The sequence below is a fragment of the Clostridium sulfidigenes genome (assembly GCF_052067195.1).
Taxonomy (GTDB): Bacteria; Bacillota; Clostridia; order Clostridiales; family Clostridiaceae; genus Clostridium_J; species Clostridium_J sulfidigenes.
The window spans coordinates 77,208-97,514 of record NZ_JBQHQR010000003.1 but is presented as its reverse complement, the minus strand read 5'-3'; the positions used below and the strand labels follow the sequence as shown (position 1 = coordinate 97,514).

The window sequence follows — 20,307 nt, the reverse complement described above, 5'->3', positions numbered from 1 at the left end:
GGAATGTAAAGCATACTATACTTAAATTGTAAAGCATACTATACATTTAAATTCTAATATTTATTACAAATAACATTAATAGAACAGGATGTGATAAGTTGAAAAATAAAATCCAAGAACTTCGAAAAGAAAAACGTGTTACGCAAAGTGAACTTGCTGATGCTGTAGATGTTACTAGACAAACAATTATCTCTTTAGAAAACGGGAAGTATAAAGCTTCATTGGTGCTGGCCCATAAAATTGCTCAATATTTTGAAATGAATATTGAAGATATCTTTATTTTTGATTTAGAGGAGGAAAATTTATGTTATTAGAAGCCATTATATCTAATGCAACAACGGATAAGGACTACAAAAAAGTACTAAAGAAAAGAATTTCTTTACTTTACATTGTGATTATTCTAGGAGTAGCCACTCTAGCTATTAGCTTTATATTCTCTGTTGGAAAATATGATTATCTACCTGATTTTTTAAGTGGATTTTATACAGGAATCGGTGCTTCGCTAATTACAATAGGTTTAATATTTATCATTAAGATAAAAAAACTTTTAAAAGATGAAAAGAAATTAAAAGAAAAAAGATTAGAGGAACAAGATGAAAGAAATCAATTGATCACACAAAAATCTTTGTGCTCTGCTTCTATTATAATAAATATTCTTGCATATATCGGTTTGATGATATCTGGAATTTTTAACCTTGCTGTATTCTGGACTCTATGGACTGTCCTTATTATATTTATGGTTATATTTGTAATTCTACAAGTATACTATAGTAAAAAGCTTTAGTCTGATCTTCCAATAAGGGGCTTTCACAAAATATATTGCTAATCTTATATAAAATATTGAAGATGCACTTTAATATTATTGTTAGCGAATGCCATTTGCATAAGTAAGAATCTAAATCTATGATTTAGTAATTCGAACTTAGTTCTTCTAATTTATTAGAAGAACCTCCTAAAACATTTCTTTACTTAGTATTTATGAATGGTAAAATCGTTAAGCAACACAACTTGTTTGAGTGTATACGAGTTGTTGTGTTGTAGATTTTACCTTGAATAAATGCTTTAGTAAATCAATATTCCGAAACGGCTGAGCGTTAATAATATAAGTGCTTATTCAATATTTATTTAGATTAGCTTATTTTGTGAAAGCCCCTTTTATCATTTATCTATTTGCTTTTTCTTCTATTTTTTTAGCTAGGTCATGAGCCATTTTGTCTATCTCTTCTTGATTTTCACCTTCTAGCATTACTCTTACTAGTGGTTCTGTACCTGAAGGTCTTATTAACACTCTACCACAACCTGCCATTTTATCTTCCATTGCTTTTATATCTGCCATGATTTCTTCATCTTTTTCATGGATGTCCTTCATGTTGTTTGGCACCTTAGCATTTACTAACACTTGTGGTAATTCCTTCATTGTTGCTGCAAGTTCACTTAATGGTTTTCCAGTACTCTTTACTGTCTCTGCAAGTTGAAGACCTGAAACTAAACCATCTCCTGTTGTATTGAAATCTAAGAATATAACGTGACCTGATTGCTCTCCTCCAATAGAATAGCCCTCTTTAGCCATCTCTTCTAATACATATCTATCCCCAACTTTAGTACTAACAGTTTTAATTCCAGCTTCTTTTAAAGCTATGTGTAGTCCAAGGTTACTCATAACAGTTACAACAACTGTATCATGATTTAATTTACCTATAGATTTAAGGTGTTTAGCTGCTATTACCATCATGAAATCTCCATTTACAAGATTTCCTTTTTCATCTACTGCCAGGCATCTATCTGCATCTCCATCAAAAGCTAATCCTAAGTTACATCTATTTTCAACAACAAATTTCATTAGATCCTCAGGATGAGTTGATCCACAATCCTTATTAATATTGATTCCATCTGGATCACTATTAATGATAAAAACTTCTGCTCCTAGTTCTTTTAACGCTTTTACTGATGTTTTATAAGCTGCACCATTGGCACAGTCAACGGCAATTTTCATACCACTTAGATCACCATCAATAGTAGATTTAGCAAATTCTACATAGTCATTTATAGCATCTTCTCCTATGTATTTTCTACCTAACATTCCTCCTGTAGGAATATCGATTCCTTCAAAATCACTTTCTATTAACTTCTGAATTTTATCTTCTAATTCATCGCTTAATTTAAATCCATCTTTATTAAAAAACTTAATACCATTATATTCAACAGGATTATGTGATGCAGATATTACAACCCCTGCTTCTGCCTTATACTTCTTTGTTAAATATGCAACAGCTGGAGTTGGAACTACTCCTAAACAAAGAGCTTCTGCTCCTACTGATAAAATCCCTGCAACTAAAGCTGATTCAAGCATATCTCCAGATATTCTTGTATCCATCCCTACGATTATTCTAGGTTTGCTAGTGCACTGAGTTAAAACTAATGCTCCCGCTTTTCCAAGTTTATATGCAAGGTCTACAGTTAATTCCTTATTAGCAATTCCTCTTACTCCATCGGTTCCAAACATTCTACTCATATATAAATCTTCTCCTCTTAGTATGATTTTTTATCTTCAATAATCTTATTTTTTCTATTAAGTTTACATTACTATGTGAAATTCTCATTACAACATACAGGTTAATTATAATACAAATTATGTATCATAACAATAACAGTTTACCATTATACATTCTATATGAACAAAAGCAACACAAAATTTGTGTTGCTTTTATTATATATTATTCTTATCTCATATTAACTTTCTAATACAATACCATTTGTTTTCTCTATAAGCTCTTCTACAGTACCATCACTGCTTTCATACTCCATTAATTCTTTACTTCCTTTAACAAAAACCAAAGCTATAGTGAATATAAATGATATTCCTAGAAGAAATAATACTGCTACTCTTATAGGTAAAAATTCACCTAAGACTCCACCAACTAAAGCTCCTATTGGCTGTAACCCTCCACTTATTGTACTCATTAATGCTCCAATCTTGCCTCTCTTGTCTGATGGTACTACAAGCATAATTGCAGAATTAAATATAGTATTAAAGACTACATTACATAAAAAGGATATAAATGCTATAGGTATCATTACATAAAAATTTTCCACTATAAATACAAAAGGTAATGTTCCAAGACATATCAATGCACCAAATTTATAAATTTTAAATTTCTGATTCTTTTTGATATTAATTATTGATAAAAGTCCACTACCTATTAACATTCCCATAGGAATCACTGCCATAAAAAATCCGTACCTTTCTTCACCTAGGAAGGGCATAGTTTTAAAATATGGGAGTATTAATATAAATGCAGCATTAGCAAACAGATTTAGTAATGATGCAAGTAAGAATAAGTTTCTTAATGCCTTAAAGTTCCAAAGGAATCTAAATCCTTCTTTAAAATCATCTACAAAAGTAATTTTTTCATCTTTTTTCTCTCTTTTAGGTTCAGTTATAAACATTTCTGTAAAAGCTGAAATTAAATAAGATACACCATTAGCTAAAAACATGTATGGAGCACCTATTGTAATATATATAATTCCACCAACAGCGCTCCCTATCATATCCATACCAGATGTTGCAAGACTTGTAACTGAATTAGCCTTTACAAATTTAGACTCATGAACTAATTCTGGCTTTATAGAACTTACTGCTGGACCAAAGAAAGCAGAACATAAGCCACTAATTATCCCTACTACAAATACCATCCATACCTGTATAAATCCAAATATACCTGCAATACCTACAAAAGTAACAACTATACCTCTTATAAAATCTGTTATAACTATGATATTCCTTCTATTCCACTTATCTACAAAGACTCCTGCAAAAGGTCCTAAAACTATTCTTGGTAGCATTGTAAGCGCACTTAGTAGCCCCATGAGTCCAGTAGATCCAGTAATATCTAGTATCCAAAAGTTTAATGCCATAATATATAATATGTCCCCCAACATAGATACTAGTTGTCCTTGCCAAAGCAAGAAAAAATTCTTATTCCATAACCTTATATTTTCTCCATGATTTTTTAATTTTTCCTCCATGATTTCCCCCTCATTGTAAAGTATATTTACTGTTAATACTTATATCCTTATAGATTCTTTAACTATTCCATTATCTTCTATGATAAGTTCCCCTGAATATTCAACTTTGTTAATTATTGAACCTTTTCCTATGGTAACATTTTTCCCTCTTACTATATCTACCTTAGAATTTTTAAGTAGTATGTCATCACCTTCTATACATTCACATTGAAGGCTTCCTTTATTTTTAAATGAATTTGAAAATAGTGAACCTATTATTCCATTCCTTGATATATTTTCTGTTACTGCTACAAATCTTCCACCTATTTCTTTAATATGATGATTTCCTGACATGGTAATGTATATCTCATCACCATTTATTAGTCCATTACTGTTTATATCCCCACTTATAGTTATTTTTTCTCCTTCTATGCCATCATTTACAGTTACATCTCCAGATATGACTATATCTCCCCCAGTAATTTTACCTCCACATTCTATATCTCCTGAAGCTTCTATCTTATCTGCTTTCAAGTTTCCTCTGATATCCGCATCTCCACTTAAATGAAATAGACCACTGCAATTCAGATTACTTTTTACATCGATATCCCCACTTATTTTAAGAGTTCCACAATCCACTCTCCCATCAACATTTACATCTCCACTTACCTTTAATTCGTCTTTTACAGATAAGTTTTCATGAATATCTGCATCACCACTAACCCTAAAAATTCCACATTGCAGGCTACTTTTTATGTCCACATCTCCACTTACCTTAAACAAGTCTTCACAGTATACATTTCCTTTTAATTCTGCATCTCCACTAACATTGATAGTTCTACAATTAACATCCCCTTTTATAGTTCCATCTCCGCTTATTTTTATATCTCTATAGTTTCCACCTTCTGATATCCAGTCATCATTTATTTTTAAATCATTACAATTGTCGTAATTCATTTTTACACCCCATTTTTATACTATTAATTATTAACTATAGCGTTAATCTCATTTTTAGATTTTCTATAATATTTTTAATGTTTATTTCTCCTATGATTTTGCTACCATCATCCACAATTATTTTTTCTCTGTATGCTACTACACAAATCCCGATTCCTAATCTTCTTATGATATATAGTGTTCCATCCTTTTCTTCTATACTTTTATATTCCTTATTAATAAGCTTTAGTATAACTTCTATTTCACTAATGGTTAATTTTCCTAAGTCAAATTCCCTTTGAAGAATATCCATGAGTAACACATCTTTAAAATTATACTCTTCCTTTTCTCTAAATATATCCTTATATATAGGAAGGGTTTCTTCTCTTATAATTTCCTTTTCTATAAGATACTCTTCACTTACATCATCTACCTTAGGTTTGTTAGTAAACATAGCTGCTAAATCATCTAAAGGCATATCATCCTTAAGATCTATAATTTTATTTATTCTATTTATTATCTTTTCTCTAGGGAAAAATGTTTCTTGACCTGTATAACTTGATTTTTTTATAAACCACTCCTCTGGAATAAGTTCTTTTCTCTTCCATCTATACAGTTGTCCGTAAGATATTCCCGTCATATCTAATATTTCTTTTTTAGAAATTAACTCTTCTTCCACTTTATTTCCTCCTCTTTTTTAGTTTAGTTTTTAGCTTTAATTAAACTTTTTATCTTTAGTAATTTAAATATTATAAAATCTATAGTTTCATTTCTTCTTCAATAACAGATTCTGAATTTAGTTTTTCAAGACTCTCACTGTATTCTATTCTTTTAATCTTACACCCCTCTCCTATGGTAATTTTTCCTCCACGAACCACATCTGCTATGGTGTTTTCCAAATAAATTTCATCAGCTTCAATAGTTCTAATAGTTAAATATCCAAAGTTCTTACTAAATAATTTACAAATAAATCTTCCTATAGCATTCATAGTAGAGTATTCCTTTAAAACTCTTACCTTAGTTGCTCCAATTTCTTCAACCTCACAACCACCATTTAACTCTATATTTACTTCATCCCCATTTACCATTCCTAGGGTTTTTAGTACACCTTTAATATTTATAATCTCTCCCTCAATACCATGACCTACTCTAATTGAACCTAAAAGCTTAACATTAGTTGCATTTATTCTTCCTTCAATTCTTCCTGCTCCTGCCACAGTGAGCTCTTCACCTTTAAAATTACCACCTATTTTACCACTTCCACTGATGTTAAATTTCTTTGCATGAATAGAACCAAGAACAGAACCACTCCCACTTATACTACCAGTAACGCAGTTTAAGTCTCCAGTTACCTTTCCGCATCCACTAATACTAAAACCATTACTTATAACAGCACCTTCAACTTTTCCACTACCACTAATACTAAATTTTTCACAGTTTACATCTCCAACAATTTTTCCACTTCCACTGATAGATGCAATCCTATATCTTCCTCCTGCAGCACTCCCTGAACCTGATATTTTTAAATCTCCAAACTGTTCATTACTCACCATAATTTATACCTCCATTTTATTTACACGTAATAATGTTACATCAACTAATTACTCACAGCTCTTTAATATAGTAAATAGCCATATATTCAACAATCTTTTATCATATTGTTATAGTAACATAACATTGTTACGCTTGTAAATAGTTTTTTGAATTTTTATACAATTTTTTTCATAAATAAAAAGTATAAAACTTATACACTAAGTTTTATACTTTTTACTTTTACTCTTATTCTCTTACTTAGTTATATATAAAAAAGTGGCTTTCGCAAAATATATTACTAATCTTAAAAATGTTGAGCTTGCCTTTTATATTATTGTTAGCGAATGCCATTTGCAGGGATATTAGATTTACTTAGCATTTATGAATGGTAAAATCGTAAGCAATACAACCTGTTTGAGTGTATACGAGTTGTTGTATTGTAGATTTTGCCTTGAATAAATGCTTTAGTAAATCAATATTCCGAAACGGCTGAGCGTTAATAATATATGGGCATGGTCAACATTTCTTTTAGATTAGCTAATTTTGCGAAAGCCACTTTTAGCTAATAAGCTTATTTTACTACGTATGATGCTCCAATTTCTAAAGCTTTTCTATTGATTTCAAAGAATTTTTCTTTTCCGTGATCTCTTAGAGATTGAAGTAAAGTTTCCATAGAAACTATTTGTGTTTTTGCAACTAATGCTCCTAGAAGCACCATGTTTGCAATTTGTTTACTTCCAAGGCTATCAGCTTCTGTTTGAGCTGGTATTTTTATAACTTCAATATCTTCTCTTTCAACTGGTCTCTCAATTAAGTCACTATCTAATATTAATAGTCCACCTGGTAAAATTTCTTTTTCAAACTTATCAAGGGAAGGTCTATTCATAACAACTAGTGATGTAGGGTTAGTTACTATTGGAGAACCAACAGCTTCGTCTGAAACAATAACAGAACAGTTTGCAGTACCTCCACGCATTTCTGGTCCATAAGAAGGTAACCATGAAACATTCATATTAACATCCATTCCAGCATAAGCTAAGAATTTACCCATTGATAATATTCCTTGTCCACCAAATCCAGCAAATATTATTTCTTGTGATGCCATATTATTTCCCCTCCTCAGTTGTTGTATCTTTTTTAACACCTAGAGTATAGAATGGCATCATGTTATCTCTTAACCATCCAAGTGACTCTTGAGTTGATAATCCCCAGTTAGTTGGGCATATTGATAGAACCTCAACCATTGAGAAACCTTTTCCAGCAATGGCATTTTGGAAAGCTTTCTTAATAGCAGCTTTAGCTTTATTTACATGTGGTACATTATCTACTGATACTCTTTCTACATAGCAAGCACCATCTAATGTAGATATCATTTCAGAAACTCTTATTGGATGACCTTGAAGTTTAACATCTCTTCCATATGGAGAAGTTTCTGTAACTTGTCCTGGTAATGTTGTTGGAGCCATTTGTCCTCCTGTCATACCATAAATACAGTTATTTACGAAGATTGTAACTATGTTCTCTCCTCTTGTAGCTGCATGTACAATTTCTGCTGTTCCTATAGCTGCTAAGTCTCCATCTCCTTGATATGTGAATACAACTTTATCAGGATTAGATCTTTTTATTCCTGTAGCTACTGCTGGTGCTCTTCCGTGTGCAGCTTCAAACATATCACATGCAAAGTAGTCATATGCCAAAACTGAACATCCAACTGGAGCTACACCTATTGTTTTATCTATAACATTTAATTCTTCAAGTACTTCCCCTACTAGTCTGTGGATTATTCCATGAGTACATCCTGGGCAGTAATGGGTAGGCACGTCTAATAATGCTTTTGTTGGTTGAAATACTATTGCCATTATTTAGCACCTCCTATGAATTTTTTAACATTTTCAAGGACTTCATTAGGGCTTGGAACCATTCCACCTGATCTTCCAAAGAAGAATACTGGTTTTCTTCCTTCAACAGAAAGTCTAACATCTTCTACCATTTGACCACAGCTAAGCTCTATTGATGCATAACCATGTTTAGTTTTGTCCACAGTTTTTTCAAAAGCTTCTACTGGGAAAGGCCATAATGTTATTGGTCTTATTAAACCTAACTTTATTCCTTCTTTTTCAGCTAATTTTATAACAGTCTTGCATATTCTTGAAGTTGTTCCGTATGCAACCATTATTAAATCTACTTCATTTTCACAATTGTATAATTCATATTTAGTTTCATTTTCTTTTATAGCTTTATATTTTGCTTGTAATTTCAAGTTATGAGCTTCAAGACCTTCAGGTTTTAAGTATAAAGAGTTTATTACATTATGGTTAGCTCTTCCGTTTAGTCCATTAGCAGCCCAAGTTTTTTCTGGAAGATTTTTTTCACTTCTTTCTTTAAACTCTACTGGCTCCATCATTTGTCCAAGCATTCCATCTCCCATAACCATAACAGGAGTTCTGTACATATCAGCTACATCGAAAGCATCTTGTACTAAATCTACCATTTCTTGAATTGAACATGGTGCATATACTGGCATATTGAAATCTCCATGAGAACCACCTTTAGTAGCTTGGAAGTAGTCTGATTGAGCTGGTTGAATTCCACCAAGGCCTGGACCACCTCTAACTATATTAATGATAACACAAGGAAGTTCTGCACCTGCTATATAAGATATTCCTTCTGCTTTTAAACTTATTCCAGGTGAACTTGAAGATGTCATACATCTTACTCCAGTTCCTGCTGCTCCATATACCATATTTATTGCAGCAATTTCACTTTCAGCTTGTAGAAAAACTCTACCTATTTTAGGCATTTTTCTTGAAAGATATGCTGATATTTCTGTTTGTGGTGTTATAGGGTATCCGAAGAAACATTGACAACCAGCTTGGATAGCTGCTTCACCTATGGCTTCATTACCCTTCATTAAAACTTTTTCTGACATGAATCTTTCCCCCCTATTATTTCTCCACTGTAATTACAAGATCTGGACACATTTTTCCACATGATGCACAACCAATGCACTTAGGCATATTTTCTTCTGTAACTGTAGCTGGATGATATCCTTTTACATTTAGTTCCTCAGAATAAGTTATGATTTGTTTTGGACATGCAATTATACATTGTCCACATCCCTTACATCTTTCTTCCCTAAAAGTTACCTTTGCCATAATACTTACCTCCTTATATAGAAAGTTTAGAATGTTTTATTTACTATATATTGTTTAAGACCTGCATTTAAGCTGTAATACGTTTACATTTTATTGTCCCATATACCTAAGGATAATATATAAATACGTTTACATATATATAATTTATCACTTTTTAGTACAAGATGTCAACTTAGCACTTGATAATTAGTGCTAAATTGAATCTTTTCTCCATGGTGGCAACATATATATGTGAATTGGGAATATCTTTCCTGAAATCTTACCTTCCACTTCATCTACAAGTTCTTCAGAACACACAGTATATGCATGAGGAATATCTAACTCTTTAGAAATCTCTGCTATTTCCATATCCCCTTTAATTATATGTTCCTTTGTAGTTTCATATGATAAGTTTGTATTAGATACTAGATGAGTCACTTTTAATCTTGAAGCTCTTTCTATATCTCTAAGAAACTCTATAGTATCTTTGTCATTAGATGTAAATGGTCTATTACCATTTATCACAAAGTACATATCATAAGGTTCTTCTCTAAAATGTTTGTTATATTGACCAAGTGCTATTGCTCCTGAATCATCTCCTCCAATATCAAAAATTACCTCATAACTTTTATCGTTAAATACACTTCTAACTTCTGCTGGTACTACCATAAGTTCAGCATTAACATACTCAGGATTTGAAGAAATAACCTTTATATTATATTTTTCCTTAAGTTCCTGTGTAAGATCTCTAATACAAAAATATGGATTTACTATATCTAAATCTACAAGGGCTACTTTTTTCCCTTCTTTAGCTAACTTAATTGCATAATTTATTGCTATTTCTGTCTTTCCACTTCCAAAGTGACCTGTAAAAACCCTTATTCTACTCATATCTTCACCCTATTTATATTCCTTAGCAGCTTCTTGACCTGTTAATACTCTTAGTCCACCTTCTGCTAAGGCAAGTAATTCATCTTCACCTGGATAAACAACTACTTGTGATATAAATTCTACTCTTTCTTTAATGTATTCTACTATATATTTTCCGTATGCAATTCCACCAGTTAGTAATATTGCATCAACTTTTCCTTGTAATACTGTAGCACATCTTCCTATCTCTTTAGCTACTTGATATGCCATAGCATCAAATATTAATTTAGCTTCCTTATCTCCTTCTGCTACTCTGTCTCCAACAAGTTTAGCATCATTAGTTTGTAGATAACCTACTATTCCACCTTTACCGTTTATCTTTTTCTTTATTTCATCCATGGTGTATTTTCCACTAAAGCAAAGTTTAACTAAATCTCCTACTGGAAGTCCTCCACTTCTTTCAGGTGAGAATGGGCCTTCTCCATCTAGTGCATTGTTTACATCTACAACTCTTCCTTGTTTATGAGCTCCTACTGATATTCCTCCACCCATATGAGCTACTATAAGGTTTAGCTCCTCGTAAGAAGTATTTGTTTCTTTAGCATATCTCTTTGCTACAGCCTTTTGATTTAAGGCATGGAATATACTCTTTCTATCTATTTCTGGCATACCAGATATTCTAGCCACATCTTCTAACTCATCAACTACAACTGGATCTACTATAAAAGACGGTACATTTATTTCTGTAGCTATTTCATGAGCTATTATCCCACCTAGATTAGAGGCATGTTGTCCTAAAACTCCTTGTTTTAAATCCTTAATCATAGCATCATTTACACTATAAGTTCCACCTTCGATAGGTTTTAAGAGTCCACCTCTACCTACTACTCCTGATAATTCTTTTATATCGAAGCCTTTTTCTTTTAGTACTTGTAATATTACTTCTTTTCTAAATTCTAATTGGTCATATATTTCTTTGTATTTACCTATTTCTTCTGCTGAATGTCTTAAAGTTTCAACTAATATAGGATTTTCATCATCATATACACCTATCTTTGTTGATGTTGAACCTGGATTTATTATCAATTGTTTATGTCCCATTTTCTTCCTCCTTATTATCTTCCTGCTACTAATGATGCAAGGGCAATAGAATTCATTTTTGTCTCTGGTGAATCTGCTCTTGATGTTACTATAACTGGTGCTGCTGCTCCCATTAATAATCCACCATTCTTAGATTCTGTAGTATATGTTAAGCATTTATAAACAGCATTTCCTGCTTCTATATTTGCCATTAATAATATATCAGCCTCTCCCGCTACTGGACCTGATATTTTTTTATGTGCTGCAGCTTCTTTTGAAAGTGCATTGTCAAGAGCTAATGGTCCATCAATTATACAACCCTTAATTTGACCTCTCTCATTCATTTTGGAAAGGTTTGCAGCATCAAGTGTAGCTGGCATACTAGGGTTTACAACCTCAACTGCACAAATTGGCGCTACCTTTGGCATGTTATTTTCAAGAGCATGAGCTACTTGAACTGCATTTTTTATAATATCTATCTTTTCTTTAAGTTCTGGATACATATTAAAAGCTGCATCTGTTACGAATAATAATCTATTATAGCCAGGAACTTCGAATATTGCAATGTGTGACATCTGTTTTCCTGTTCTAAGTCCTACTTCTTTATTAAGTACTGCTCTTAAGAAGGTAGCTGTATCAACTAAGCCCTTCATCATCATATCTGCTCTACCTGAAGATACAAGTTTAACAGTTTCTATAGATGCCTTGTTTACATCTTTCTCATCTATAATTTCATACTCATCTATGTTCATTCCTATTGTTTCTGCAATTTTTACTATTTCTTCCTTATCTCCAACTAAGATAGCATCTGCAATGCCATTTTTTTTAGCATCTCTTATAGCTTCAAGCACTGGTTCATCTTGTGCTACTGCTACTGCTACTTTCTTCATTGATTGAGATTTAACCTTAGAAATTACCTCATCAAATGTTTTAATCATTATGATTCCCCCCAAATGTTAATCAAATTTAACTTCATCGTCATATATCTTTGGTGTTTCTTCACCATTTAATACCCTTAATGCTCCTTCTGCAAGGGCTAACATTTCATTTTCACCTGGTACAATTTCTACAGGTGCAATAAATTTTACATCTTCAGTAATCCAGTTAGTAACTCTTTTATTATAAGCTATTCCACCAGTTAAAATTATAGCATCAATGTTACCACATAGTGCAGTAGCCATTCCACCTATTTCTTTACTAAGTTGATATGCCATAGCTCTTAATATTAATTCTGCTTTTTTATCGCCTTCATCGATACGTCTATCAACTTCTCTTCCGTCATTAGTTCCAAGATAAGCTACTAATCCACCTTCTCTTGTAATTTTGTTTTTTAATTCTTGCATTGTATACTTATTGCTAAAGGCAAGCTTCACTAAATCTCCTACTGGAAGACCTCCTGTTCTTTCTGGTGAGAAAGGTCCATCTTCATTTGCATTGTTGCAATCAATTATTCTGCCACCTCTTACTGGTGATACAGTTATTCCTCCACCTATATGTGCTACTACGAAATTACTTTTCTCAAAATCTAAGTTTTTATCAGCACATACTTTTCTTACTACAGCTTTAATGTTTAAAGCATGCACAAGAGAACGCCTAGATATATCTTCCATGCCTGATATTCTTGTTACTTCGTCAACTTCATCAACAGCAACAGGATCTACTATATAAGATGGTATTCCTGCCTTCTCTGCAATTTCAAAGGCAATAACTCCACCTAAATTTGAAGCATGCTGTCCTTGAAACCCAACAATAAGGTCGTCTAACATCTTGTAAGTTATCTTATAAGTTCCTCCTGGCATAGGTCTTAAAAGTCCACCTCTACCTACTACAGCATGAAACTTTTCAAGTGAATAATCGTTTTCATTAAGCCAATTATATATGACTTCCGTTCTCATGTCCTTTTGTTGACATATATGAGAATACTTTTTCACTTCCTCTGCACTGTGAGATAAACTAGCTGAGGCTATACATTCCTCCCCCAAAAATACAGCTATTTTCGTAGATGTCGATCCTGGATTAATCACTAATACTTGCTTATCTTCCCTCATCACTATACCTCCACATAAATATTTATATTAGCTTTAATTTTTTTGCATTAGATTTAGAAGTATATAAAATTTATATATTTCTAAATCTTAGCAAAATTTATCCTAAAGGATAACAATCTCTAATGAGCAAAAGCTCTAAGAAATCTGTTTATCCTAAATCCTATCTTCACTTCTTGCTGCAAACTCATATCCCCGTAAAAGAAAAGAAGAATGGATAAAATAATCTTCTTAAATATTATATTATCAATGGATAATATAAATATCAAGTTTCTCTTTGTTTTATTTTGGTGAATATTCTGTGATAATCTGTTCTGCCACTCTAAGTCCATCTACTGCTGCTGATACAATTCCTCCTGCATATCCAGCACCTTCACCCGTTGGATACAATCCTCTAACATTAACACTTTCATAATTTTCATTTCTATTTATTTTTACAGGGGCAGAAGTCCTTGTTTCCATACCTGTTAATATTGCATCTTCTCCTGCATATCCTTGTATTTTCCTATCAAATACAGGTAATGCTTCTTTTATAGCATCTACAACAAAATTTGGTGCACAGCTTTTTAAATCTACAAATTCAGTTCCTGGAGTATATGTTGGTTTCACCCTTCCAAAATTCTTTGATACTTTGTCATTTAAAAAATCTTTTACAAGCTGAACAGGGGCGTTATAATTTCTTCCTCCAACTTCATAAGCTAAAGCTTCATAACGTCTTTGAAAAGCAATTCCCCCTAATGGGGTATTTCCTTCAAAATCACTAGGGTCTACTGATACTACTAAAGCAGAATTAGCATTTATCCCATCTCGCTTATAATTGCTCATACCATTTACTACTACAGTATTTTCTTCTGATGCTGAAGCCACTACCTGACCACCTGGACACATACAAAAACTGTATACAGATCTAGATAGTTTATTACTCGTATAGGTTAGTTTATAATCTGCAGCCCTTAGTTTTGGATGAGTTGCATATTTACCATATTGATTTTCATCTATCATATACTGTAAATGTTCAACTCTAAAACCAACGGCAAAGGGTTTTGGTGATATAGAAACACCTTTTGAAAATAGCATTTCATAAGTATCTCTAGCACTATGACCTGTAGCAAGTATAAGATTATCACAAGGTATATGTTCACCTTCTACTACTATCTCAGAAATTTTACCATTTCTTATTGATATATCTTCAAGTTTAGATGAAAATCTTACTTCTCCACCATATTCCTTAATTTTTTCTCTTATATTTTTCACTACATTTTTTAATATATCCGTTCCGATATGAGGCTTCCCCATATATGTAATTTCTTCTGGTGCACCTGCTAAAACAAGTTTTTCTAGAACATATCCACATCTATGATCTTTAATTCTAGTTGTTAGCTTTCCATCTGAAAAAGTACCAGCTCCACCTTCTCCAAATTGAACATTACTTTCTGTATTAAGTATCCTATTATTCCAAAAGCCATCTATAGTTCTAGTTCTACTGTCTACATCTTCACCTCTCTCAATTATAAGAGGATGATATCCCTTTTCAGCTAAAAGAAGTCCCGCAAATAGCCCTGCTGGTCCCATTCCTACTACTATAGGTCTACTCTCTAGCTTCTTTGTTCCAATTTCAAAATCAGCTTTATAATTATCTCCACCTAATTTAACATCATTACTATTTACTCTAGCTATTACTTTAGCTTCATTATCACATTCAATTTCTACAGCATAATTTATTTTTATTTCTGATTTTTTTCTAGCATCTATAGATTCCTTAGTAATTTTAAAGGATTTAAAATCACTTTCTTTTATTCTAAGTTTATTAGCCACCTTTGATTTTAAGGTGGCTAAACTATCTTCATTTATTCCTAAAACTAAATTATTTATCTTAACCGTCATTATTACCTGTCTCCTCTGTTTTGGCTTTTATGGTTATAGTTATATTTTCAGGTGTTTGGCTCTTAACTTGTACTGTATTTGGTACTCCTACTAATTGTATCTTAACTTCATGGGAGCCTTCTGTTAAACTTTTCAAATCTACTGTAGCCTTAAGTTTATCTTCACTGATTTTACTTAGTTCACTCTCTTCTCCTGTAATAACTAACTTTAATGTTGGAGTTGAGTTTTCTAGTGTAAGTTTTTCTCCCAAATTAGTATAGTTTATTGGTATACTTAAAGTCTTTTCACTAATTTTCTTAACTGTAATTTTAACTTTTACAGTTTTCTCATTATTTACACTGTGTACACCTTCCGGCATTATTAGATTTGCATCTACCGTAGTGCTTTCAGTTATATTACTAATATTTATAGGTTCTGTATTAATGCTTTTTATGTTATCTATTATTTCACTTACACCAGCTACCTCTATACTCTTTGGTGCTGCTTCCGTACTTACTATAGTTACTCCTGGTACTGCTGTTCCAGTAGTCTGTATATTTATCCCCAAATATTTTCCTTTTTTCACCTGGATTTTCACCTGCACATATTCTGGATATATAGATAGTCCAGTAACTTCTCTTTCGTCTGAATCTACTAAAGTAACCTTACAGTTTTTATCTATATTAGTGCTTGTATTAGTTATATCTACTTGAGCTACCGCTCCTACCACTTGATCTAAATATCTTTGTGGCCCTGAAATTTTTACAGAATTAGGTGATATTACAGAATCATCATTATAATATCCTTCAGCTACTTCACCTACAATTCCAGATGTTACATTTACATATTTATCTGCTAAAGTATCCACATCTACTTTCATTAGAAGACCATCAGAGTTTACAACAGAAACTCCAGGAATTGCTTCTTTTACTTTAACTTGAACTTTATTTTCTCCCGGGGTTAGTGCATACCCTTGAAGGTCTGCTACTAGAGTGAACTCTTTTTTATCTAAATCTTTAATTGTGGATGCCGGAGCCTTTACTGTTAAATTTATATAAAAATCTTGATTTGGTATTAGTACTAAATCTCTATCTGCAAGAGTATCTTCATTTAGTATCTTTACCGGTACATATTTTATTACACTAGTAGTGACAGGGTCTTCGCTACTACGAATATACATCCACAATACTAGTGCTGCTATTACACAACAAATTCTTATTATGATGTCTTGTCTTTTTTGCTTATCCATAGCTTTACCCTCTCTTTAAATGATTCTTTTCTATTTTGTCTACTCTTCATTATTTTAAGTAGTACATTTCTCAGCTTATCTTTATCGTAATTTCTAAGTAATCTTCCATTTATAGCTAAAGAAATTACCCCCGTTTCTTCTGAAACTATAATAGTTATACAGTCTGCTACCTCTGTAACTCCTATTCCAGCCCTGTGCCTTGTGCCTAACTGTTTATTTAACTTATCATCATTTGTAAGGGGTAAAAAGCAACCTGATGCTACAACCTTATCATTCCTTATGATAGTGGCACCATCGTGAAGTGGAGTATTTACAACAAAAATATTTTGAAGAAGTGCTGAAGATACATCACCGTTTATTTTAGTTCCCGTGTTTATAATATCTCCAAGACCAGTCTTTTGTTCTATTATTATAAGTGCTCCAACTCTATCTTCAGCCAATACTTCCACAGCATCTACTATTTCATTAACCACACTCTTCATAACTTCTTCATCTTCATAAATTATTTTATCTACAAAAGAAGTTCTTCCAATATGTTCTAAAGCCTTTCTAATTTCAGGCTGAAATATAATTATAATAGAAATAACACTAATTGTTAAAGTATTCTCTAATATCCAATTTAGGGTTGTTAAGTTTAAAACATCACTTACTGGTATTAATAAAAATATAAGTACAATTCCTTTTAATAATTGTTCTGCTCTTGTCTCTTTTATTAATGTATAACCTTTATAAAATATAAAAGAAACTACAATAATGTCAATTAGAGAAAATATAGTCATTCCCTTAAAAATATTTATGAGTGCATTAAAGCTTTCCATATAGTCACCACCTAACGATAATACTATTTTAATTATACACCAATACTTCTATTTGTAATATAAATTTTAATTTTTAGAACAAAAATATTTTAATTAAATAAATGTTAATAACCACGAATATTTTAGTTTTAACTTTAATATAAAGAATTATAATATATTTTTTACAAATACAAAGGGGGATGCTGTAAGTGAGTGAAAAAAAATTAATAATAGACAACATAGTAATGAAATATTTATGCTTTTTTATTATAGGTATAATTTTGTTTTTTATGAGTTATGGTTTTTTTAGTAAGTTTTCTTTTAACAAAGAAGAAAGATATATTTCTAACACTATGAAATCTATATGGAAGGTTAATAATAGCTGTAAAATCCTAATAGATAATAATATAGATGTTGAAAAAGCTCTTAGTGTTTTACCCAAAATGAAAGCTGACTTGATAGATATATCTATAGATTTAAATTCAAACCCTTCTGCTAAAGAAGTAATTTCACCAGAAAATTATGAAAATTTATCTAAGGGCCTAAATGAAAATATTCTCATTATTGAGCAACTTGAAGCAATGCTGAAAAATCCTAATGGAAGTGATATTCAGCTAGCAGCTAATAATTTAAAAGCCTTCAGAGATGCTACAGAAAACTATTATGACTTAATCAAGCTAAAAAAAGATTATAATTATGATCTAGGTGTTCCTATGTATTCAGTAATTGATTCAACTATAGACTATTGTATATCTTCTAATAATTTAAAGAAAATATCTGATTTAAAATCAGCAGATATTACTAAATTTATTCATACTTTAAGAGAGTTAGTTATATCCCTAGATAGCTTAAAATATAACTTCTATGAAGATGTCTTAAAATGTCGTAGTGGCAATATGACCTATGAACTTTTAATTTCTAATATAGATGATACTTCTAAAAAATTAGCTTCAGTACAAAACATTTTATCTCAAATGTCTATACCCGATGATTTTTCATCACTATATAAAGATTTTACGGAAGTTGTATCCTCATATAATGATTACTTATATGAAATTAAATATGCTATTTTAACTGAAAAAGTTCGTAGAGATAGTAAGGATGTAAAGGAAGATTTTATGGACTCACTTTATGTTTCAAGTAATGAAGCCTATGATAAAATAGAAAAAATGTATAAAAATTTTACTAAGGAGTATAATAACCTAAATAGCAATTACTGAAAAAGGAGATGAATTATATGAAAAAATTCATTTTGATTCTTTTACTTTTCTGTAACATCATTATTATATCTCCATATCACATAGATACCCTTAATAGAGTTAATCCTACTAGAATTGAAGTCTAATAACTTTAAAATAAAATTAGAGAGAATGGAGCTATAAAGTAGTCCATTCTCTCTATTTATGGTAGAACTATAAATAGGTTCTATTTTAATATAGCCTTTATCCTACTATTGTTATATTCTGATTTACTAAATCTATTAGTAAGAATTTCAGCATATTTTTTTGACTTTTCTTTATCTATTCCCTCATTATTTATTGCTAGAGAGTAAAGACATTGTTCTATATATGAACCATTTTTTTCATACTTGTCTACATATATCTCATAATACTTATTTGCATTTTCTATATCTTCTAAACCTTCATAAGAACTGGCCATCATAAATAGTATATGTTCATTTAGATACATACCCTCACTATATTTATAAACTAAGGTGAAGTTCTTTATTGAATTATCATACTTCTTATCTGCAATATAACTAACTCCTTTTTCATATAAGGACAATACTCCTTTTTCCTTTATTAAAGTTACTGCATTTTGAGCTATGTTCCTATCATTTATACTTAAACCTTCTATATCATATTTTTCTATGTATTTAATAATGTTTTCATAGTCTTTCGCCTTTACGTAGGATTTTAATGTGCTTACATTAAAACTTTCATTTTCAATATTAGAACTCTCATTTTTTTCTATTTCTTTTTTAATTTCATTACTTTCTGATTCTTTATGAGAATTCCCCTCTATTTTTTCACTATTTCCTTGGAAATTGTCTAAATTTGTTTTATCCTTATTAATTGCTTCATTCTTTTTTTCTTGTTTGATTTGTAACCATTGATGAGTTTTGCTGTATCCTTTAAATATTCCAATGCCTATTAATAATACAATACACACTGCAACTATACTTGTTCCTAATACCACCATAAACTTCTTAAATTTTACCCTAGTCTCTTTGGGTATAAAATTTAATTCTATTAACTTCTTTTTTAAGCTTAAAGCTTCTGGATTATGTTTATCAATAGTTAAAATATCTTCTATATATTTAACAGCTTTATTATGCTGCCCTAATTGCATATGGCACTTAGCTATGTATTTCCAAAGATTTATACTGTTAAAATGGGAACTTTCACACTTTAGAAAACACCTTAAAGCATCTTTTACCTTAAATTCATTAAATAGATGTACACCTTGACTAAATATATATATATCCCCTTCATCATGTCTAGAATCATCTAAATACTTTTTAGATACCATATCTCCATTTAATTTATAGCTTAACTTCCAAAGAGTCTTTGCTTCTTCTAATTGTCCACGAATATAATATATTAGTCCCTTTAAATTCAATGTAGGAGAATGACTTCTATCTTTGTTTAATACCCTATCACAATAATTTAATGCTTTATCTAATCTTCCATCACAATAAAAATCCATTGCCTTTTTATAAGTCTTATTTATATTAACCATCACTTCACCACTTATATTTTATTTTATAACTTATTATATTTTATAGTATCTAT

Annotated in this window: 20 protein-coding genes; 3 read left to right on the top strand and 17 right to left on the bottom strand. The window is 31.2% G+C overall.

Going from position 1 to position 20,307, the window contains the following annotated elements; genetic code table 11:
- Positions 1 to 98 precede the first annotated feature (98 nt).
- Together ACTNBA_RS04375 and ACTNBA_RS04370 are read left to right on the top strand one after the other, a co-directional pair.
- Positions 99 to 314: a helix-turn-helix transcriptional regulator gene (locus tag ACTNBA_RS04375; RefSeq protein ID WP_035133418.1), complete on the top strand. Its 216-nt coding sequence runs from the start codon at positions 99 to 101 to the stop codon at positions 312 to 314.
- Positions 305 to 784: a hypothetical protein gene (locus ACTNBA_RS04370; RefSeq protein WP_441072787.1), complete on the top strand. Its 480-nt coding sequence runs from the start codon at positions 305 to 307 to the stop codon at positions 782 to 784. Before ACTNBA_RS04375 ends, ACTNBA_RS04370 begins: the two co-directional genes overlap by 10 nt.
- A gap of 378 nt (positions 785 to 1,162) precedes the next feature.
- Here ACTNBA_RS04370 and glmM read toward each other — a convergent pair whose 3' ends face one another.
- The 16 genes from glmM to cdaA form a co-directional block, all read right to left on the bottom strand.
- Positions 1,163 to 2,512: a phosphoglucosamine mutase gene (gene glmM / locus ACTNBA_RS04365; RefSeq protein ID WP_441072786.1), complete on the bottom strand. Its 1,350-nt coding sequence runs from the start codon at positions 2,510 to 2,512 to the stop codon at positions 1,163 to 1,165.
- A 218-nt stretch (positions 2,513 to 2,730) separates the two neighbouring features.
- Entirely contained in the window at positions 2,731 to 4,026 is a 1,296-nt protein-coding gene (locus ACTNBA_RS04360) for an MFS transporter (RefSeq protein WP_441072785.1), read from the bottom strand.
- Positions 4,027 to 4,065: 39 nt separating this feature from the next.
- Complete coding sequence (locus tag ACTNBA_RS04355) at positions 4,066 to 4,962, bottom strand: polymer-forming cytoskeletal protein (RefSeq protein ID WP_441072784.1); 897 nt, start codon at positions 4,960 to 4,962, stop codon at positions 4,066 to 4,068.
- A 34-nt stretch (positions 4,963 to 4,996) separates the two neighbouring features.
- Entirely contained in the window at positions 4,997 to 5,620 is a 624-nt protein-coding gene (locus tag ACTNBA_RS04350; protein WP_441072783.1) for a DUF4004 family protein, read from the bottom strand.
- Positions 5,621 to 5,699: 79 nt separating this feature from the next.
- Positions 5,700 to 6,494, bottom strand: coding sequence for a polymer-forming cytoskeletal protein (locus ACTNBA_RS04345; protein WP_441072782.1), 795 nt, complete (start codon positions 6,492 to 6,494; stop codon positions 5,700 to 5,702).
- A gap of 551 nt (positions 6,495 to 7,045) precedes the next feature.
- Positions 7,046 to 7,579 (bottom strand): 2-oxoacid:ferredoxin oxidoreductase subunit gamma family protein, encoded by a 534-nt coding sequence (locus ACTNBA_RS04340; RefSeq protein WP_035133406.1) that lies wholly within the window; start codon positions 7,577 to 7,579, stop codon positions 7,046 to 7,048.
- Position 7,580: 1 nt separating this feature from the next.
- Positions 7,581 to 8,333: a thiamine pyrophosphate-dependent enzyme gene (locus ACTNBA_RS04335; RefSeq protein ID WP_035133404.1), complete on the bottom strand. Its 753-nt coding sequence runs from the start codon at positions 8,331 to 8,333 to the stop codon at positions 7,581 to 7,583.
- Positions 8,333 to 9,403 carry a 3-methyl-2-oxobutanoate dehydrogenase subunit VorB gene (locus ACTNBA_RS04330; protein ID WP_035133402.1) on the bottom strand — a complete coding sequence of 357 codons (1,071 nt, stop codon included), beginning with the start codon at positions 9,401 to 9,403 and terminating at the stop codon, positions 8,333 to 8,335. Before ACTNBA_RS04330 ends, ACTNBA_RS04335 begins: the two co-directional genes overlap by 1 nt.
- A 16-nt stretch (positions 9,404 to 9,419) precedes the next feature.
- Entirely contained in the window at positions 9,420 to 9,629 is a 210-nt protein-coding gene (locus ACTNBA_RS04325) for a 4Fe-4S binding protein (protein WP_035133400.1), read from the bottom strand.
- Positions 9,630 to 9,821: 192 nt separating this feature from the next.
- Positions 9,822 to 10,499, bottom strand: a complete 678-nt coding sequence (locus ACTNBA_RS04320; RefSeq protein ID WP_441072781.1) for a nucleotide-binding protein — start codon at positions 10,497 to 10,499, stop codon at positions 9,822 to 9,824.
- A 9-nt stretch (positions 10,500 to 10,508) separates the two neighbouring features.
- A complete protein-coding gene (buk, locus tag ACTNBA_RS04315; RefSeq protein WP_346867645.1) occupies positions 10,509 to 11,579 on the bottom strand; it encodes a butyrate kinase in 1,071 nt (356 codons plus the stop codon).
- Positions 11,580 to 11,593: 14 nt separating this feature from the next.
- Positions 11,594 to 12,496, bottom strand: a complete 903-nt coding sequence (gene ptb / locus ACTNBA_RS04310; RefSeq protein ID WP_441072780.1) for a phosphate butyryltransferase — start codon at positions 12,494 to 12,496, stop codon at positions 11,594 to 11,596.
- 18 nt (positions 12,497 to 12,514) lie between these two features.
- Positions 12,515 to 13,606, bottom strand: a complete 1,092-nt coding sequence (gene buk / locus ACTNBA_RS04305; RefSeq protein WP_346847780.1) for a butyrate kinase — start codon at positions 13,604 to 13,606, stop codon at positions 12,515 to 12,517.
- A 279-nt stretch (positions 13,607 to 13,885) separates the two neighbouring features.
- Entirely contained in the window at positions 13,886 to 15,487 is a 1,602-nt protein-coding gene (locus ACTNBA_RS04300; protein ID WP_441072779.1) for an NAD(P)/FAD-dependent oxidoreductase, read from the bottom strand.
- A complete protein-coding gene (locus ACTNBA_RS04295; RefSeq protein ID WP_441072778.1) occupies positions 15,477 to 16,715 on the bottom strand; it encodes a CdaR family protein in 1,239 nt (412 codons plus the stop codon). Before ACTNBA_RS04295 ends, ACTNBA_RS04300 begins: the two co-directional genes overlap by 11 nt.
- On the bottom strand, positions 16,685 to 17,533 hold the full coding sequence (gene cdaA / locus ACTNBA_RS04290) for a diadenylate cyclase CdaA (protein ID WP_035133386.1): 849 nt from the start codon (positions 17,531 to 17,533) through the stop codon (positions 16,685 to 16,687). Before cdaA ends, ACTNBA_RS04295 begins: the two co-directional genes overlap by 31 nt.
- Positions 17,534 to 17,721: 188 nt before the next feature.
- On the opposite strand from cdaA, the gene ACTNBA_RS04285 reads away from it, so the two are divergent.
- Positions 17,722 to 18,732, top strand: a complete 1,011-nt coding sequence (locus ACTNBA_RS04285) for a hypothetical protein (RefSeq protein ID WP_441072777.1) — start codon at positions 17,722 to 17,724, stop codon at positions 18,730 to 18,732.
- A 205-nt stretch (positions 18,733 to 18,937) separates the two neighbouring features.
- On the opposite strand, the gene ACTNBA_RS04280 is transcribed toward ACTNBA_RS04285, so the two are convergent.
- Positions 18,938 to 20,254: a tetratricopeptide repeat protein gene (locus tag ACTNBA_RS04280; RefSeq protein WP_441072776.1), complete on the bottom strand. Its 1,317-nt coding sequence runs from the start codon at positions 20,252 to 20,254 to the stop codon at positions 18,938 to 18,940.
- Positions 20,255 to 20,307: the final 53 nt, after the last annotated feature.

Bases quoted from the DNA above. Each gene is read 5' to 3' on its own strand.
- ACTNBA_RS04370 (WP_441072787.1), top strand. From the start codon at position 305: ATGTTATTAGAAGCCATTATATCTAATGCAACAACGGATAAGGACTAC.
- glmM (WP_441072786.1), bottom strand. From the start codon at position 2,512: ATGAGTAGAATGTTTGGAACCGATGGAGTAAGAGGAATTGCTAATAAG.
- ACTNBA_RS04360 (WP_441072785.1), bottom strand. From the start codon at position 4,026: ATGGAGGAAAAATTAAAAAATCATGGAGAAAATATAAGGTTATGGAAT.
- ACTNBA_RS04355 (WP_441072784.1), bottom strand. From the start codon at position 4,962: ATGAATTACGACAATTGTAATGATTTAAAAATAAATGATGACTGGATA.
- ACTNBA_RS04345 (WP_441072782.1), bottom strand. From the start codon at position 6,494: ATGGTGAGTAATGAACAGTTTGGAGATTTAAAAATATCAGGTTCAGGG.
- ACTNBA_RS04340 (WP_035133406.1), bottom strand. From the start codon at position 7,579: ATGGCATCACAAGAAATAATATTTGCTGGATTTGGTGGACAAGGAATA.
- ACTNBA_RS04335 (WP_035133404.1), bottom strand. From the start codon at position 8,333: ATGGCAATAGTATTTCAACCAACAAAAGCATTATTAGACGTGCCTACC.
- ACTNBA_RS04330 (WP_035133402.1), bottom strand. From the start codon at position 9,403: ATGTCAGAAAAAGTTTTAATGAAGGGTAATGAAGCCATAGGTGAAGCA.
- ACTNBA_RS04325 (WP_035133400.1), bottom strand. From the start codon at position 9,629: ATGGCAAAGGTAACTTTTAGGGAAGAAAGATGTAAGGGATGTGGACAA.
- ACTNBA_RS04320 (WP_441072781.1), bottom strand. From the start codon at position 10,499: ATGAGTAGAATAAGGGTTTTTACAGGTCACTTTGGAAGTGGAAAGACA.
- buk (WP_346867645.1), bottom strand. From the start codon at position 11,579: ATGGGACATAAACAATTGATAATAAATCCAGGTTCAACATCAACAAAG.
- ptb (WP_441072780.1), bottom strand. From the start codon at position 12,496: ATGATTAAAACATTTGATGAGGTAATTTCTAAGGTTAAATCTCAATCA.
- buk (WP_346847780.1), bottom strand. From the start codon at position 13,606: ATGAGGGAAGATAAGCAAGTATTAGTGATTAATCCAGGATCGACATCT.
- ACTNBA_RS04300 (WP_441072779.1), bottom strand. From the start codon at position 15,487: ATGACGGTTAAGATAAATAATTTAGTTTTAGGAATAAATGAAGATAGT.
- ACTNBA_RS04295 (WP_441072778.1), bottom strand. From the start codon at position 16,715: ATGGATAAGCAAAAAAGACAAGACATCATAATAAGAATTTGTTGTGTA.
- cdaA (WP_035133386.1), bottom strand. From the start codon at position 17,533: ATGGAAAGCTTTAATGCACTCATAAATATTTTTAAGGGAATGACTATA.
- ACTNBA_RS04280 (WP_441072776.1), bottom strand. From the start codon at position 20,254: ATGGTTAATATAAATAAGACTTATAAAAAGGCAATGGATTTTTATTGT.